This is a genomic window from Nitrospina sp. P1_D6, from assembly GCF_052156615.1.
In the GTDB taxonomy this organism is placed as follows: Bacteria; Nitrospinota; Nitrospinia; order Nitrospinales; family Nitrospinaceae; genus Nitrospina.
This window is the reverse complement of record NZ_JBQKUN010000002.1, coordinates 291,547-306,409: the sequence shown is the minus strand read 5'-3', so window position 1 is coordinate 306,409 and position 14,863 is coordinate 291,547. Positions and strand designations below refer to the sequence as shown.

Here is a 14,863-nt window from a genome sequence, read left to right as displayed (position 1 = left end):
ACAATCGGGTTAGTATGACCGGATGACCCCGGCGGGAAACGGATTGTACCTGGAATGAACTTTCAATCCATAATATGCCGGAGCCGCAGGACTGAAATTCTCCAATCTTTGTCAGCGGTTATGTTAATCGAATTTCCCGGCTAATGACATGGCTTCCGAAACCTTTCCTTTCAACGATCCGTTGTTGCAGTTCGATGGCTACCAGGTCCGCCGGTTCCGGGGCGGGGATGCCGAATCCATCGCCCGCCATGCGAACAACTACCGAATCTGGAAACAGCTGCGCGACTGGTTCCCGCACCCGTACACGCGGGAAGACGCGGAGGGATTTCTCGACCAGGTAACGCGGGAATACCCGCCGCGCACCTTCGCCATCGCGACGGAAAGCGAGGCCATCGGCACCATCGGGTGCCAGCCCGGCCAGGACGTGCACCGGTATTCGGCGGAACTGGGATTCTGGCTGGCCGAGCCGTATCACGGAAGGGGCATCATGACCGGCGTCGTGCAAACGTTTTCCGATCACCTGCTGGCGGGCGGGGAATGGATTCGTTTGTGGGCGGGCGTGTTTTCCAACAATCCCGCGTCCATGCGCGTGCTGGAAAAAGCCGGGTTCGTGCGGGAAGGCGTTATGCGAGCCAGCGTGGTGAAAGACGGCGAGGTCCTCGACCAGCACCTGTACGCGAAGGTGCGGGCGACTGCAACCCGGTGACCCCGGGGGAGATTTCCCCTGCGTTTTTTTCATGGTAGTGAAAACCGGGCCGGTTTTCGGTATAAATGGAAGGATGTCTTTTACCCGCACATTGACAGAGAATCCTCTCGGCAAGGCGGTGTGGCTGGCGTGGTTCACCATCGGTTTCAACCTGCTGGAAGGCATGGTGTCGGTGGCGTTCGGCGTGGAGGAGGAATCCTTCGCCCTGCTCGGGTTCGGTCTCGACAGCTTCATCGAAGTGTTTTCCGCCACGCTGGTGCTGTGGCGGTTCCGGGGCGAGCAGGGACTGGACGCGGCGCTGTCGCTGAAAAAAGAACGCACCGCCACCTTGGACATCGGCATCCTGTTTCTGCTTCTGGGGGCCGGCACGATCCTCGCCTCCAGCCTGCAATGGGCGTCGCAGGCGCGTCCTGCCACCACGCTTCCCGGATTCATCATCGCCTCCGTCAGCCTGAGTTTCATGTTTTACCTGTGGCGGGCGAAAGTGCGGGTGGCGCGTCAGCTGGACAGCGCCACCATGATGAAGGACGCCCGCTGTTCCCTGGCCTGCATCGAGTTGTCGGCGGTGCTGTTCGCCGGGAGCCTGCTGTTTCTGCTGTCGCCTGCGTTGTGGTGGGCCGACAGCCTCTCCGCCATCCTCATCGGGTGCCTCATACTGTATGAAGGCGTGGGCACCGTCCGTGCCACCCGCCGCGACGACTTCTCCGGAGGGTGTTGCTGACCCCACCGCGTGGGAAGCATGGCACTGGAAGAAATTTCCCACCCCACGTGGTGGGGTGCATCCTTTTTGCGGCTCGTTCGTCTTTGTGGGTGAACCCTTAAACGAAGGAGACGCAGAATGAATATTGGAACTGACGGTAAAATGCACCTCGCCCTCAACACCGGGCATTTCGACGACAGCGTGCGGTTTTATGAAGCACTTTTCGGGGTGCCGCCAATGAAGCTGGAAAACGGCTACGCCAAATTCGATGTCCGGCAACCCCCGCTCAACTTCACCCTCAACCGCGTGCCGCAGGTTTCCGGCAACCGCATCAGCCATCTGGGCATCCAGGTGCCTGTGACCGCTGCGGTGGAGAATCAGGAAGAGCGGCTGCGCACCCTGGGTCTTTCCACCGAGTTGGAGATGCAGACGGAATGTTGTTATTCTGTTCAGGACAAGGTCTGGGTGCACGACCCCGACGGCAACGCATGGGAAGTGTTTGCCGTGCTCCGGCCAACCGAGGGACACCATGGGAACCCTGCCTGCTGTGGACATTGAATCGCTGTACGGCCGCATCCGTGCGTTCGTGATGGGGCGGGTGGGCTCGGCGGCCGATGCCGACGAGATCACGCAGGACATCTTTCTCAAGATGCACGAGAGCCTGCCGCGTCTCAAGGACCGCGACAAGCTGGTGCCGTGGCTCTACCGGATCGCGCGCAACCGCATCATCGACCACTACCGCTCGCGCAAAATCGAAGCGCCACCGGGGGACATTGAAGGGGACGCCGCCGACCCCGCACCCGGTGACCGGGGTTCTGCAGCCGGTGACCCGGACCCCGCATCCGGGGAGCGCGAGGCCATCCAGGCCTGCCTCCTGCACTTCCTGAAAACGCTGGAAGCGGCGGACCGCGACATCCTGACCCGCATCGAGTTCGAGGACCGGACGCAGAAGCAGGCGGCGGAGGAACTGGGGATCACCCTCGCCGCCGCCAAGTCGCGCCACCAGCGCGCCAAAAAGAAATTGAAGCAGGCCCTCGATTCCTGTTGCACCTACGTGTATGACCGGAGAGGGCGGGTGATCGACCATCTCCTGCAAGATCAAGCATGTAACGACAACTCCTGAATATGCCGGGGGTTTCCCGGCCCGAATCCATCCGAATTTAAACCGGGCTCTAACAAACCCCTAACATTGGTGGAGTACCTTGTTTTCGAACGAAGGCAAAACCATTTTTCCTTTTGAGGAGACCACTCCCATGTATCGCTGGATACCCCGAATTTTGATGGTGGCGCTGGTAATGGGCGCTTCTACCATGGCCCTGGCGGGCGAAAAACTGCGCGGCACCGTCCGCATCGACGGATCGAGCACCGTGTTCCCCATTTCCGAGGCGGTGGCCGAAGAGTTCAGTAAAAACCGCGACTACGCCCGCGTTCGCGTGACCGTCGGTGTTTCCGGTACCGGTGGCGGATTCAAGAAGTTCACGGCGGGCGAAACGGACATCAACGACGCGTCCCGCCCGATCAAGCAAAGGGAAATCGACAAGGCAAAAAAGAACAACATCCAATACCTCGAGTTGCCGGTTGCCTACGACGGGTTGACGGTGGTAGTCAACCAGGCCAACACCTGGGTGGATCACCTGACCACCGACGAGTTGAAGAAAATCTGGGAACCGGGCAGCTCCGTGAAAACCTGGGCGGACGTCCGGGACGGGTGGCCGGATAAGGCCCTGCGCCTGTACGGACCGGGCACCGACAGCGGCACCTTCGACTACTTCACCGAAGTCATCAACGGCAAGTCGCAGGCCAGCCGCGCCGATTTCACCAAAAGTGAAGACGACAACATGCTGGTCAAGGGTGTGGCCGGAGACAAGTACGCGCTGGGTTACTTCGGTTTCGCCTACTATGTCGAGAACAAGGACATCCTGAAAGCCGTATCGATCAAGGAAGGCAACAAGGCTCCGGTGGAGCCGACCCTGGAGACCATCAACCAGGGAACCTACTCGCCCCTGTCGCGGCCCGTCTTCATCTATGTCAATGTCGAGGCGGCGAAACGGCCGGAGGTGAACGCCTTCATCCGGTTCTATATCAAAAACGCCGGTGAGCTTTCCAGGGAAGTGGGATACATCCCCCTGCCGGATTCCATGTACCGCGACCACCTGGAGCGGTTTGAGAATGCTCTCTTGAAGCTGGCCAGAAACTGAACCTTTCAGGACACAACATGTTTTCAAAGTGGATGGACCACGCAGTGCACGGGATTCTCGTGCTCTGCGTGGGCGTCACCCTGATGACCACGCTGGTGGTCATCTTTCTACTGGGCAAAGAATCGTTTCTGTTCTTCCGCGAAGTGCCGGTCACCGAATTCCTGTTCGGGACCAACTGGGCGCCCCTGCTTGAGCCGAAATCGTTCGGCGTCCTGCCGCTGGTGGCCGGGACGATGAAAGTCGTTTTCGGGGCGATTCTCATCGCCCTGCCGTTCGGGTTGCTGATCGCCACTTACCTGAGTGAGTTTGCCTCCAACAACGTGCGGTCGGTCATCAAGCCCGTGCTGGAAATCCTGGCGGGCATTCCGACCGTGGTGTACGGTTACTTCGCCCTGACGTTCGTGACCCCGCTGATCCGCACGGTGTTTCCCGAGACGCATATTTTTAACGCCGCCAGTGCCGCCATCGTGGTGGGCATCATGATCCTGCCCATGGTGTCGTCGCTGTGCGACGACGCTTTCCGGGGACTGCCCGGAACCCTGCGCGAAGGCGCGTACGCCCTGGGGGGCACGCACCTGGAAGTGACGTCGCAGATCATTCTTCCCGCCGCCGCCACGCGCATCGGCGCGGCGGTCATCCTGGCATTGTCGCGGGCGGTGGGGGAGACCATGGCGGTCACACTGGCGGCCGGGGCGACGCCGAACTGGTCGATCGGCTTCCTTGAAAGCATTCAGACGATGACGGCTTACATCGTGCAGGTGAGCCTGGGGGACATTCCTGCAGGCGGGGTCGAGTACTACACCGTGTATGCGGTGGGCATGCTGTTGTTCCTGATGACGCTCACCATGAACATCATCGGCAACCATTTCATTCTGAAATCGAAGCAATACAACTCATGACCGAATTCCGCGAAAAACGAAAACAACGCGACCGCTGGTTCATCCGGCTTTGTTCCGCCGTGACGTGGATGACGGTCGCCGTGCTGGGCATCCTTCTGGCGCACGTGGTGAAAGAGGGTTTCGTCTGGCTCGACTGGGATTTCCTGACCAGCTTCCCCTCGCGCCATCCGGAGGAGGCGGGACTCAAGTCCGCCCTGTGGGGCAGCATCTGGCTGATCGGCATGACGGCGGCGTTCGCCATTCCGCTGGGCGTGGCCACGGCGGTGTACCTGGAAGAGTTCGCCCCGAAAAACCGCCTGCTCCGTATTTTCGAAATCAATATCGCCAATCTGGCGGGCATGCCCTCCATCCTGTACGGGGTGCTGGGACTGGCCATCTTTGTCCGTTTCCTGGGATTCGACCGCAGCCTGTGGGCGGGGAGCATGACCATGAGTCTGCTGGTGCTCCCGGTCATCGTGATCGCCGCACAGGGAGCGATCCGTGCCGTGCCGGCATCGATCCGGGAGGGCGCGTTTGCGCTGGGCGCCCGCCGCTGGCAGGTGGTGTGGTGGCAGGTGCTGCCGTCCGCCCTGCCGGGCATCATGACGGGCGTCATCCTGGCCCTTTCCCGTGCCATGGGCGAAACCGCCCCCATGATCATGATCGGGGCGCTGAGCTACGTCGCGTTCACGCCGGAAACGCCGGAAGATCCGTTCACCGCATTGCCGGTGCAGATTTTCAACTGGGCGGCCCGGCCGCAGGCGGAGTTCCACGGGCTCGCCGCCGCGGGCATCATTGTGCTGCTCGTGCTCCTGCTGTCGATGAATGCGGGCGCAGTGTTCATTCGCGAAAAACTGCAAAGGTATAAATAATTCGTGAGGGAGGTTGGTTTGGAAGAGTGCAATACCATTCTGGAGACGCGGAAACTTTGTATCAATTACGGTGACCTCCGCGTGGTGAAAGGCATCGACCTCCAGGTCCCGTCGCACCAGGTGACCGCAGTCATCGGTCCTTCCGGTTGCGGCAAGAGTTCCATGCTCCGCGTGTTCAACCGGATGAACGATTTCATCCCGACCGCGTGGGTGGAAGGAGAAGTGTTATTCCACGGCGAGAACCTGTACGATAAAAAGGTGGACCCGGGCCTCATCCGGCAGAAGATCGGCATGGTGTTCCAGCGGCCGAACCCGTTTCCCAAGTCCATATTCAAGAACGTGGTGTGGGGGCCGAAGATCAACGGCTACAAGGGCAACCTGAACGACCTGGCCGAGGAGGCCCTGCGCAAGGCGGCGTTGTGGAACGAAGTAAAGGACCGCCTGCGCGACTCCGCGCTCAAGCTGTCCGGCGGACAGCAGCAGAGACTGTGCATCGCCCGCGCCATCGCCATGAACCCGGAAGTGATCCTGATGGACGAGCCCTGTTCCGCGCTCGATCCCCGCGCCACGGCGCGCATCGAGGACCTGATCCAGGAACTGCGTTCGCGCTACACCATCGTCATCGTCACGCACAATATGCAGCAGGCGGCGCGAATTTCGGATTTGACGGCGTTTCTGTACGAGGGGGACCTGGTGGAATTCGGTTCCACCAAGAAAATATTCACGCAACCGGACCAGAAGAGGACGGAAGACTACATCACCGGACGTTTTGGTTGATTCTTAACGGGGATTCATGACCAAACATTTTCAACGCGAACTCGATGTTCTGAAAAAGCAACTGCTGGGCCTGAGCGCGGAGGTCGAGGAGATGGTGCTCCGCGTCATGAAGTCGGTGGCCGCGCTGGACGTGAAGCAGGCGCAGGAGATCATCGAACAGGACAAGGCCGTGGACAACACCGAGGTGCAACTGGAAGAAGAATGCCTGAAGGTGCTGGCCCTGCACCAGCCGGTGGCGGGGGACCTGCGATTCGTCATCGCCGCCCTCAAGATCAACAACGACCTGGAACGCGTGGCCGACCTCGCGGTGAACATCGCCGAGCGCGTCATCGTGCTGGCGAGCAAACGCAACGTCAAGCCGCCGTTCGACTTCAGCGCCATGGCGGAAAAAACCCGCGCCATGCTGAGCCAGTCCATCGACTGCCTGATCAACATGGATCCGGTGACCGCACACAAGGTGTGGCAGGCGGACGACGAGATCGATGCCATGAACCGTGAAGTGTACCAGCGGGTGTACGAGAAAATCAGGCAGGACCCCGACCAGGTGGAGATCCTCATCAACTACATTTCCATCTCCCGCCACCTGGAGCGCATCGCCGACTACGCCACCAACATCGCCGAAGACGTGATTTACCTGGTGGAAGGCAAGATCGTGCGCCACCAGCCTGAAAAGTTCACGCAGTTGGGCCAACGCAAAGACAAGTGACCGTGGCCACCTTCGGGATCAACCGGGAAGCGGGCCTTCGTGGGCGATCTCGGCCAGCGGCTTGCGGTCGCTGGGAGATTCCCGTTCGCGCAGGTCGTCGTCCAGGATTTCCGCCGGCCCCTGTTTTCCGACTGCAATCACGCACATTGCCGTGAAATTGTCCTCACTCACATTTGCCACCGCGTGCGCCCGGTCCTTGATGAAGCCCCCCATGGCATGACAGACCAGTCCCATCTTCTGCGCCTGAAGGCAGAGCGACATCCATGCTGACCCCGAATCGAACTGCGCCCAGTGGTTGGGCTTGCCCCGTTCTTCAAAATCGTTGCGGGCGAACACGATGATGAGCAGGGGAGCCTTGTCCGCCCACTTTCGGTTTCCCTCAACCAGCGCCGTCTGGAAGTCCTTGAGTCGATCCCCCCGTCCGTACACAAATAACCACGGCTGTTCGTTGAAACAGGACGGCGCCCAACGCGCCGCTTCGAACAACGTCATGATGTCCTCATCGGCCAGCGGATCGCTGAGGAAAGCCCGTGGCGACCAGCGATATAGAAATTGGGGATCGAGTTGGGTGTAGGGGCTTGTCCGGGTCATGAAGGTCTCCTTGATATTTGGTTCCAAGTCAGGCTAACAAATTTGGATGGTTTTGAGGGGCAACTTGAATGAAAAATAAAAAAACCCTAAAGAGCGACTTAGATTGTTCCGATATAAGCCCGAAGGGGCCATTATCGCAGAATGCGGATGTGTTTCATTATTTGAAAAATTTTTAAAAATTTTGAGATCCGCCGCAATCCCAAGCAATTCATGCTGGTTTTCATGTGATTGTTAAGGATAGGGTGCGACCCTGAACAGATCCATTAAAAAACCGAATAGGGTGCAGGTCTTCAGCAGTGCCGAAGGGCCGATATGGCAAAGGGTGAAAAAAACGGCCGACACAATTACAGAAAACAACCATATCGGAAATGTAACCATTTTATTTGGTATTCGGAAATTATTTGATTTTTGCATATTTGCGCGGGGTAAGGATCGAAACGATTTTTTTAATCAGGGGTTTAAATTTTTAGATAAATCGTAGACCTACTATTCAGGCGTAGTATTTTATCCTGCCTCCGAAAAATACTGCTTTTTTATTTTTAAATAACGGGTTATCATGTGTTCATACCAATAATGTGTTGAGCCTGAAGCGATCCTTGAACCTCATACCAAGGATTTAGTTTTTCCGAAGGGTGGTGTAGGATTTTTCCTATCCTGCGTTTGTGGAAGAGAGCCTGACTCTTCTGCGTACTTTGTTAAGGAGAGGGTACGATGAAAAGGGCTTTGAGAATCCTGCTGGTAGAGGATGATGCGGAGGACGCATATCTCATTCGAAGCATGCTGACTTCGAGCGAGCCGGAATTCATATGTGAACTCACGCATATAGACACGCCTGAGGGAGTTCCGGTCGTTCTCGAACAAAACCAGATCGACATTTGTCTTTTCGATTACCGCCTGCAGAATGGCAACGGGATCGAGCTCCTCCGGAATGTACGAGGTAAGGGATATCCCCATCCTGTGATTTTCCTCACCGGGCAAAGCGATCCTGAAGTCGCCGCCGAAGCGATGAAGAGCGGCGCCACCGACTACCGGTCGAAGAACAACCTCACCGCCGAATCCTTGATCCGCTGTATCGAGGTGGCCATCCAGTTGCGCCGCGAAGCGGACTTGCGCGAGCGGGCGGAGGAAGAATTGAAGCGCGCCAATGACAAGCTGATGGAAGCCAACCATCAACTGAAGGGGTCGCTGCAGAAACTCCAGATTGCGCAGGAAAGCATCATCCGCTCGGAAAAGCTGGCGAGTATCGGCCGTCTTGCCGCCATGGTGTGCCACGAGGTGCTCAATCCACTCAACATCATTTCAGGTCACGTCCAGACGTTGATGCGGGATCAATCCGGAGACGGCACCCGGGACGAGCACTTCCGCTCCATGCGCGAGGAGATTTTTCGCATCGACAAGATCCTGAGCGACCTCCTGCGGTTTTCGCGCAAGGGAAACATGGAGTTGCAGGAGGTGGACTTCAACGAGGAACTCGACTTCGTGCTTTCCCTCCTGGAAAAGGAGATGCGCATGGATTGCATTGAGCTCGATCGGCAGTTTACCGAGGAGGAGGTATACCTGCGTGCCGATCCCGACCGCATGCGCCAGGTGTTCCTGAACCTGTTCAACAACGCCCGGCACGCTATGCCGGAGGGAGGCAGGTTGACCGTACGGACGGAAAAAATCATACGCGAGATCATGCAGAATCGGCGTAAGGAGGACGTGTATCTCGACCCGGAAAACATTCCGGTCCGGCGCGAAAACTTTTTTCACATCGAGATCCGGGATACCGGCGTGGGCATTTCCCAGGAAAACCTGAGCAAGATTTTCGAGCCGTTTTTCACCACCAAGCCGGAGGAAAAAGGGACCGGGCTTGGGTTGTCCGTTTGCTACACCATCGTGGAGCAGCACGGCGGATTCATTGAAGTGGAAAGCGAGGAAGAAAAGGGCACCGCGGTCCACGTATGGCTGCCCGTCAGGTCCCGGCAGGACTTTCCTGCACCGGTCCCCGCTGAACCCGGACGTTCTGCGTGAAAACGGGTTAATTCAGGAAGTCCAGCAACGTGGGTTGCAGGACCCGTGCTGTGACGGCGAGGGTGGCCTGGAGGGCGGTTTCGAGCGCTGCGAGGTTGGCCGCCTCCTGGACGAAATCCGCATCCTCGATATCAGACAACTGTTCCTTTTGTGTCACCACATCCTCCCCGCTCAAGACCTCCATCTGGTCCAGCGTTCGGCTGACCGCCCCGAATTCTGCGCGAACATCACTCACCTTGTCGCGGCTCGCATTCAACAGGTCCAATGACGCCGAGATCCCCTCGGTATCGTCGCGTTCCAGAGCCTGTTTCAGGGTATCCAGAGCCAGAAATACATTGTTTCCGCCGATGCCGAGAATGGAGGCCGTGTTTCCGCCTGCGACATCGTCGATGACCGCGGTCGTGTTCGCGTTGGACGAAACCACGTCGAGTCCGTTGCCCTGAGAATTGATGCTCGCCGTCAGGTTCAGGCCCGCGCCGTTGAGCGTGGTGAGGACATCGTTGAGGGTCGTCGCACCGCTCAGGTCCACCGTGCCGGAAAGCGATCCATTGGTTACGTCCACTGAGCCCAGCGTCAGACCGTTGCCTCCGTTCAGGCTGGCAAGGGTGGTGGCGGTGGTGATGACGGGATCCAGGTCCTGCCCGGTCAGGTTGCCGTTTCGCGAACCGAGGATGCCCAGTTCCTGCGCCACGGTTCCGCCGCCGGATTCCGTGACGGTCAGCGCCTGCGTGATGGCGGTGCTGGTGTCCGTGAGCAAAAGCCCATCGCCGGTGCTGTTGATGGAGGCGGTGACATTGATGCCCGCGCCGTTGATGGCGACGATGACGTCGTTCACCGTGGTCGCCGCGCCGAGATTTACCACCGCGTTGTTGCCGGCGCGGTCGGTGATGGAAAGACTGCCGAGAGTCACACCCGCGCCGCCGTTCAAATCGCTGAGATTCGTGGCGGTGGTGACCGCGGGATTGAGGTCCACCGCGAACACTTCCGATCCGGGTTTGGTGATGGGCACGGTCAGCCCGTCCGCCACTTCGAGGTTCAGCCGGTTGCCGTCGCCGGTATACAGCGCGCCCAGTGCGCCCGGGTTTTGCTGAAACGGTTCGGTGGCGAGACCGGTACCGGAGAACAGGAAGCGTCCCTGCACTTTGGTGTTGGCGGCCTGGAACACGGTGCCGATGATCTGGTCCAGTTCTTCCGCCGCGGCCTGCCGCGTGGCGGCGGTGTTGAGTCCGTTCAGGCTGTTCACGGCCAGTTCCTGCGCGCGAGTGAGGCTGGTGCTCACATTGCTCAGTGCCGAGTCGGCGCTGTTGACATAGACCTGGTTGAACGTGATGTTGCGGTTGAACTGTTCCGAGCGGCTGATGGTGGCCCGCAAACCGAGCGCGTCCCGCAATCCCAGGGGATCGTCCGACGGCGCGAGGATGCGCTTGCCGCTGGAGATGCGCTGGTTGGCGAGAAACTGGTCTTCTGTGATGCGGAACAGGTTGCGCAGCGCGTTCGCCTGTTGCGCCTGGTTGGTCACCCGCATTACCATGTGGTCACTCCCGGCCCGTCAATCCATCTGGGCCCTGTTTCATATCTGGTTTTGGAGGATGTCAAACATCTCATCGACGATGCTGATCATCCGGGCCGAAGCCTGAAACGCCTGTTGGAATTTGATGAGGTTGATCATCTCTTCGTCGATGGACACCCCGGAGACACTTTCCCGCCGTATATCGAGTTGCAGCTTGATTCCTTCCTGCTGTTGCGCCAGGGTCTGGGCGGAACGCGAACCACTGCCAACGTTATTGAGGAGGCCGCTGTAAAAATCGTTGAACGTCACCGTGCCCGATCCGGAAGAAAAGCCGATTCCGGAAAAAATGCCGCGTGTCTGAAGCCCGGCAAGGGCCAGCGCATTGTCGCCGTCGGTGGTTCCGTTTTGTCCTGCCGCCAGTTTCTGCGAATCGGCGAGAAGCGTGGTGGAAACCGACATGCTGGAAGCGGCGCTGGCGGAAGTCGAAAAATCGAACACATCTCCCGCGGTCGGTGCGCCGGTGACCGTCACCGCAAAGCCGCCACCCAGGTTGATGGGCGTGCCTGCATATGAAAACGAGCCCACGCTCTGGCCGGTGGTCAGGTTCACCACGTCAAAGTCGGTGGCGTTGGTGAACGTCAGGCGGAACTTGTCGGTGGAGGTGGTGGTCGAGCTGGCGTTGGTGATGGTCACGCTGCCTGTTCCGGAGTTGGCGGAGTTGGCCGCAAGGGTCACGGGTAGCGCGGTGAAAAAATCGTTGCCGGTGGTGCCGTCCGTACCGATGCCCTGCTGGTGCACGCGGTTGACCTCGGTCACGATGCTGGCGGCCAGCCGGTCCAGGCGATCGAGCGCGTTGGCCACTTCGGTGTCGCGCATGTCCAAAAGCCCGCGCACCTCTCCTCCCTGGATGGTGTTGGTGATGTTGACGGTGCCGCCCCCGGTGTCCTGAACGAGGAGGTCGCCCAGCCCGCCATTGTTGGCGTTGGCCTGCGTGCTCAGTGTGAACGTCTGGTTTCCCAGGACCAGCGGTGTGCCGTCGGACAGGGTCAGGTTCATCCGGTCGTCGCCGGAAGAGACCCGCGTGATATCGAGTTTTTGTGACAGCTCTTTCACCAGCTGGTCGCGCTGGTCCATCAGGTCATTGGCGGCGAAGCCGGTCAGGTCCTGAGCGGGAATGGCTTCGTTCAGGCGTGCAATTTCAGTGAGCCGACTGTTGATCTGTGTCACCTCGTCCTGGATCTTTCGGTCGAGGTTCAGCCGTTCTTCCGCCAGGGAGTTGCCCAGTTTGTTGAACGATTGCGCCAGCGAGGCACCTGCGGCGATCACATTGGTTCGTTCGGAAAATCCGGTGGGATTGTTCGCCAGGTCGCTCAGTGCACTGAAAAAATTGCTGAGCTGGCTGTTTATGCCGACGCCTTCCGTTTCGTTGAGCAGGATTTCCAGGTTCTCGAACACGTCCCGGCGTACGGTGAAATTGCCGAGGCTCTGGTTTTCGCTCAGAATCTGGTTGAACAGAAACTGATCGAACGACCTTGCAATGCCGGAGGTTTTCACACCCGTGCCGATCTGCCCCAGGTTGAAATTGCGCGGGGAGTTCGGCTCGAATGTCACCGTCTGGCGGCTGTAGCCCTCCGTCTGCACGTTGGCGACGTTGTTGCCGGTCACCTCGATGGCCAACTGCTGGCTTTGCAGTCCCAGTTTGGCGGTATTCAGAATGCTGAAAATGTTCGACGTCATGGATTCGACCCGTCAGATGTTGGTGCTGATCAAACCGCTGGTCAGCGGAACATGGTCCGTTTTGCCGTCGGCGTGATAGGGGGTGTAGCTGGAGTCCGCCTTGTAAAGGACGTTGATGGACTCCTTCATCGAATGCGCGGAGCGTTCGATCAGCCTGCGGTTCATCTCGTTCATTTTCTTGATCCGCGCAATCTGTTCCTTCATGCGTTTCTGGCAGAGGATCATCGACATCGACCATTGGTTGTTCTTGAACTGGGCGATTTTTCGAAGGGTTACTTTTTCAATGGGAATGTTCCATTGTTCGGCCATTTCCCGCAAAATGGCCTCGCGTTTCTGATTGAGTTCACCCACCTGTGTCAGCAGGGCCTCTTTCTGCTCCAAAATTTTCATGAGACGGTCGCGGGAAAACTCCGTAACCGCGTCCCATTCCTCGCCGAAGACCTTGATCAGCCGGTCATACAGCTCGATTTTCTGTTCCAGAATGGTATTGAGCGCCTGGTATAACTCTTTCATGACACACCTCCCAAAAGGGTCCTGCTACCGAACCGGGAGTGGCAGGTTCCGGCTCATTTGATCGTATATGGTTTGGGCCATCCCAATGCTCTGGTGCCGAACCACTTCCCTTGACAGTTCTTCATCGAGAACCGCCTCGTACTGCTGGTTGGCAAAACCTTCCATCAGTCCGGTCTTGTTCACGGTCTTGCGCATGGATTTCAGCATCTGGTGGATCAGCAGTCCTTCGAACTGCCGCGAAACCTCCATCAGTTTTTCCGATTCCTGCTTGCCTTCGGAGGTCTTCTGGCTCTCACCGCCCTGCTTCACCTGCGCCAGGGTCTGCGAGAACGATTGCGTCAGCGCCTTCGCCGGGTTCAGGGTCTGTACCTGCTCCCCAAGCCGTTTGGCCTTGTCGGCCGGGTTGGGTCCCAGGGGGCTTGTCTGTGCCGGCATCGGAAGGAAGTCCATCTCGCTTGATCCTTTATTTCGTATTGGTAAAACCGTGGTCAATAGGGTCCTGTTTCCAGAACTCAACCTTTTACTAGCAAGCCCGGTGCCAAAACCGGGAAAAATCTTTTGTGTTTTTAACCCAATGTAAACAAAGGGGTTAGGGTGGGTTCGGGAAAGGAGGCGCGCCGTGGGAAATGATGAAGAGGGTCCCCGGGGCAAATATTTCCCAGTGACGTGGAAAAGCTTGCCCTGTTTTCCAAAGGCTTTCATTCCCGGGTTGAGGCCTGGAGTGGGCGGGACCCTTTCAGACCAAACTGGTGGGGTGGCACCGCCCCGGGTTTTGCTGTATAAAGGATATATTCCTGATTTTTATTACTTATGGCGGTTTGAATATGAAGAAATTGACCCTCATGTGGGTGCTCCTGCTGGTAATGACCTCGGCCTGTGGCGAAACGCAGACCGTGGAGGAACAACCCCTGCAATTACCTGAAAAAGAGAAAACCTGGGTGAAAACCGAGGAAGTGGAGATCACCAAAGACAAGGTGGCGGCGAGTCCGGAACCCACCTTGCAGGTGAAGGTGGACCCGGCTTTAAAAGACAAATTGACAAACGTGGATGTCAGCGCGCAGGTGGCGCAGATCAACGATGCCGATTCCTGCATTGCGACGCTGGAGCCAATGGATAAAACCCGCAAGCTGGTGCAGAGGGAAGGCGGCCTGTGGCATGCCTTCGAGCGGAACGACAAACTGCGCCCCTTTTCCGACACCGGGTTCCAGATAGACAGCAACACGAACAAGCTTTTCTTTGCTCTCCGTTACCTGTGTAAAACCGCCAAGGGGGTGCCGCTCACCGGCTTGGCCATCTCGGTCAGCCGGATGATCGAGGACAGGGGAGTGGAAGGCGCAAGGCAGCACATGATCCAGCTGGGCAATCCCAAAGCGGTGGCTGATGAATGGGTCGAGTATGCGCAGGAGGCCAAGCGCATTGCCGATCGCAACATCCCTTATGAAGAAGTGGGACGGCTGGTTCTGCAAACCAGGCCGTTGATCGACCTGTACCAGGAACTGCTGGCACGGAAGGTGGATGACAGCAACGAGCAGAAGTTCCTGTCCGAGGCCGTCACCCTGCTGGATGTGGTCAAATCACGCATGTCCGGGGAAAGCCACCTGGCGATGGCACGCACGGAAGACCTGCAGGTTCCCTACGAAAAATTCCGCAACGAAATGTGAC

At 58.2% G+C, this 14,863-nt stretch carries 16 protein-coding genes; 11 read left to right on the top strand and 5 right to left on the bottom strand.

Annotated features, from left to right (window positions below; translation table 11 throughout):
- Positions 1 to 148 precede the first annotated feature (148 nt).
- The 9 genes from ACTRXA_RS05040 to phoU all read left to right on the top strand — a co-directional run bounded on the left by ACTRXA_RS05040 (position 149) and on the right by phoU (position 6,837).
- Positions 149 to 706 (top strand): GNAT family N-acetyltransferase, encoded by a 558-nt coding sequence (locus ACTRXA_RS05040; protein WP_442426113.1) that lies wholly within the window; start codon positions 149 to 151, stop codon positions 704 to 706.
- A 73-nt stretch (positions 707 to 779) separates the two neighbouring features.
- A complete protein-coding gene (locus ACTRXA_RS05035; RefSeq protein WP_442426112.1) occupies positions 780 to 1,427 on the top strand; it encodes a cation transporter in 648 nt (215 codons plus the stop codon).
- A 117-nt stretch (positions 1,428 to 1,544) separates the two neighbouring features.
- Complete coding sequence (locus tag ACTRXA_RS05030) at positions 1,545 to 1,964, top strand: ArsI/CadI family heavy metal resistance metalloenzyme (protein WP_442426111.1); 420 nt, start codon at positions 1,545 to 1,547, stop codon at positions 1,962 to 1,964.
- Positions 1,936 to 2,529: a sigma-70 family RNA polymerase sigma factor gene (locus tag ACTRXA_RS05025; RefSeq protein ID WP_442426110.1), complete on the top strand. Its 594-nt coding sequence runs from the start codon at positions 1,936 to 1,938 to the stop codon at positions 2,527 to 2,529. Before ACTRXA_RS05030 ends, ACTRXA_RS05025 begins: the two co-directional genes overlap by 29 nt.
- Before the next feature lie 130 nt (positions 2,530 to 2,659).
- A complete protein-coding gene (locus ACTRXA_RS05020) occupies positions 2,660 to 3,604 on the top strand; it encodes a PstS family phosphate ABC transporter substrate-binding protein (RefSeq protein WP_442426109.1) in 945 nt (314 codons plus the stop codon).
- 17 nt (positions 3,605 to 3,621) lie between these two features.
- Entirely contained in the window at positions 3,622 to 4,503 is an 882-nt protein-coding gene (pstC, locus tag ACTRXA_RS05015; RefSeq protein ID WP_442426108.1) for a phosphate ABC transporter permease subunit PstC, read from the top strand.
- The gene (pstA, locus tag ACTRXA_RS05010) at positions 4,500 to 5,354 is read left to right on the top strand and encodes a phosphate ABC transporter permease PstA (protein ID WP_442426107.1); all 855 of its coding nucleotides are present in this window, start codon (positions 4,500 to 4,502) and stop codon (positions 5,352 to 5,354) included. The genes pstC and pstA overlap by 4 nt, the downstream gene beginning before the upstream one ends.
- Positions 5,355 to 5,372: 18 nt before the next feature.
- Positions 5,373 to 6,131 carry a phosphate ABC transporter ATP-binding protein PstB gene (gene pstB / locus ACTRXA_RS05005; protein ID WP_442426106.1) on the top strand — a complete coding sequence of 253 codons (759 nt, stop codon included), beginning with the start codon at positions 5,373 to 5,375 and terminating at the stop codon, positions 6,129 to 6,131.
- A gap of 16 nt (positions 6,132 to 6,147) precedes the next feature.
- The gene (phoU, locus tag ACTRXA_RS05000) at positions 6,148 to 6,837 is read left to right on the top strand and encodes a phosphate signaling complex protein PhoU (protein ID WP_442426105.1); all 690 of its coding nucleotides are present in this window, start codon (positions 6,148 to 6,150) and stop codon (positions 6,835 to 6,837) included.
- Positions 6,838 to 6,855: 18 nt separating this feature from the next.
- Here phoU and ACTRXA_RS04995 read toward each other — a convergent pair whose 3' ends face one another.
- Complete coding sequence (locus ACTRXA_RS04995) at positions 6,856 to 7,428, bottom strand: nitroreductase family protein (RefSeq protein ID WP_442426104.1); 573 nt, start codon at positions 7,426 to 7,428, stop codon at positions 6,856 to 6,858.
- A gap of 711 nt (positions 7,429 to 8,139) precedes the next feature.
- On the opposite strand from ACTRXA_RS04995, the gene ACTRXA_RS04990 reads away from it, so the two are divergent.
- Positions 8,140 to 9,441 (top strand): ATP-binding protein, encoded by a 1,302-nt coding sequence (locus tag ACTRXA_RS04990; RefSeq protein ID WP_442426103.1) that lies wholly within the window; start codon positions 8,140 to 8,142, stop codon positions 9,439 to 9,441.
- A 7-nt stretch (positions 9,442 to 9,448) separates the two neighbouring features.
- Here ACTRXA_RS04990 and flgL read toward each other — a convergent pair whose 3' ends face one another.
- From flgL to ACTRXA_RS04970, 4 genes are read right to left on the bottom strand one after another with little or no spacing between them, the layout of a single operon-like run.
- Complete coding sequence (gene flgL, locus ACTRXA_RS04985) at positions 9,449 to 10,972, bottom strand: flagellar hook-associated protein FlgL (RefSeq protein WP_442426102.1); 1,524 nt, start codon at positions 10,970 to 10,972, stop codon at positions 9,449 to 9,451.
- A gap of 39 nt (positions 10,973 to 11,011) precedes the next feature.
- The gene (gene flgK, locus ACTRXA_RS04980; protein ID WP_442426101.1) at positions 11,012 to 12,688 is read right to left on the bottom strand and encodes a flagellar hook-associated protein FlgK; all 1,677 of its coding nucleotides are present in this window, start codon (positions 12,686 to 12,688) and stop codon (positions 11,012 to 11,014) included.
- Between the two features lie 12 nt (positions 12,689 to 12,700).
- Positions 12,701 to 13,201 (bottom strand): flagellar protein FlgN, encoded by a 501-nt coding sequence (locus ACTRXA_RS04975; RefSeq protein ID WP_442426100.1) that lies wholly within the window; start codon positions 13,199 to 13,201, stop codon positions 12,701 to 12,703.
- A gap of 24 nt (positions 13,202 to 13,225) precedes the next feature.
- A complete protein-coding gene (locus ACTRXA_RS04970) occupies positions 13,226 to 13,636 on the bottom strand; it encodes a rod-binding protein (protein ID WP_442426099.1) in 411 nt (136 codons plus the stop codon).
- 389 nt (positions 13,637 to 14,025) lie between these two features.
- On the opposite strand from ACTRXA_RS04970, the gene ACTRXA_RS04965 reads away from it, so the two are divergent.
- Positions 14,026 to 14,862, top strand: coding sequence for a hypothetical protein (locus ACTRXA_RS04965; RefSeq protein WP_442426098.1), 837 nt, complete (start codon positions 14,026 to 14,028; stop codon positions 14,860 to 14,862).
- The last annotated feature ends 1 nt before the right edge of the window (position 14,863 follow it).

Excerpts from the sequence above, each read along its gene's own strand:
- ACTRXA_RS05025 (WP_442426110.1), top strand. The coding sequence starts at position 1,936 with ATGGGAACCCTGCCTGCTGTGGACATTGAATCGCTGTACGGCCGCATC.
- ACTRXA_RS04970 (WP_442426099.1), bottom strand. The coding sequence starts at position 13,636 with ATGCCGGCACAGACAAGCCCCCTGGGACCCAACCCGGCCGACAAGGCC.
- ACTRXA_RS05030 (WP_442426111.1), top strand. The coding sequence starts at position 1,545 with ATGAATATTGGAACTGACGGTAAAATGCACCTCGCCCTCAACACCGGG.
- pstC (WP_442426108.1), top strand. The coding sequence starts at position 3,622 with ATGTTTTCAAAGTGGATGGACCACGCAGTGCACGGGATTCTCGTGCTC.
- ACTRXA_RS04995 (WP_442426104.1), bottom strand. The coding sequence starts at position 7,428 with ATGACCCGGACAAGCCCCTACACCCAACTCGATCCCCAATTTCTATAT.
- ACTRXA_RS04965 (WP_442426098.1), top strand. The coding sequence starts at position 14,026 with ATGAAGAAATTGACCCTCATGTGGGTGCTCCTGCTGGTAATGACCTCG.
- ACTRXA_RS05020 (WP_442426109.1), top strand. The coding sequence starts at position 2,660 with ATGTATCGCTGGATACCCCGAATTTTGATGGTGGCGCTGGTAATGGGC.
- ACTRXA_RS04990 (WP_442426103.1), top strand. The coding sequence starts at position 8,140 with ATGAAAAGGGCTTTGAGAATCCTGCTGGTAGAGGATGATGCGGAGGAC.
- ACTRXA_RS04975 (WP_442426100.1), bottom strand. The coding sequence starts at position 13,201 with ATGAAAGAGTTATACCAGGCGCTCAATACCATTCTGGAACAGAAAATC.
- flgK (WP_442426101.1), bottom strand. The coding sequence starts at position 12,688 with ATGACGTCGAACATTTTCAGCATTCTGAATACCGCCAAACTGGGACTG.
- pstA (WP_442426107.1), top strand. The coding sequence starts at position 4,500 with ATGACCGAATTCCGCGAAAAACGAAAACAACGCGACCGCTGGTTCATC.
- phoU (WP_442426105.1), top strand. The coding sequence starts at position 6,148 with ATGACCAAACATTTTCAACGCGAACTCGATGTTCTGAAAAAGCAACTG.
- ACTRXA_RS05040 (WP_442426113.1), top strand. The coding sequence starts at position 149 with ATGGCTTCCGAAACCTTTCCTTTCAACGATCCGTTGTTGCAGTTCGAT.
- ACTRXA_RS05035 (WP_442426112.1), top strand. The coding sequence starts at position 780 with ATGTCTTTTACCCGCACATTGACAGAGAATCCTCTCGGCAAGGCGGTG.
- flgL (WP_442426102.1), bottom strand. The coding sequence starts at position 10,972 with ATGGTAATGCGGGTGACCAACCAGGCGCAACAGGCGAACGCGCTGCGC.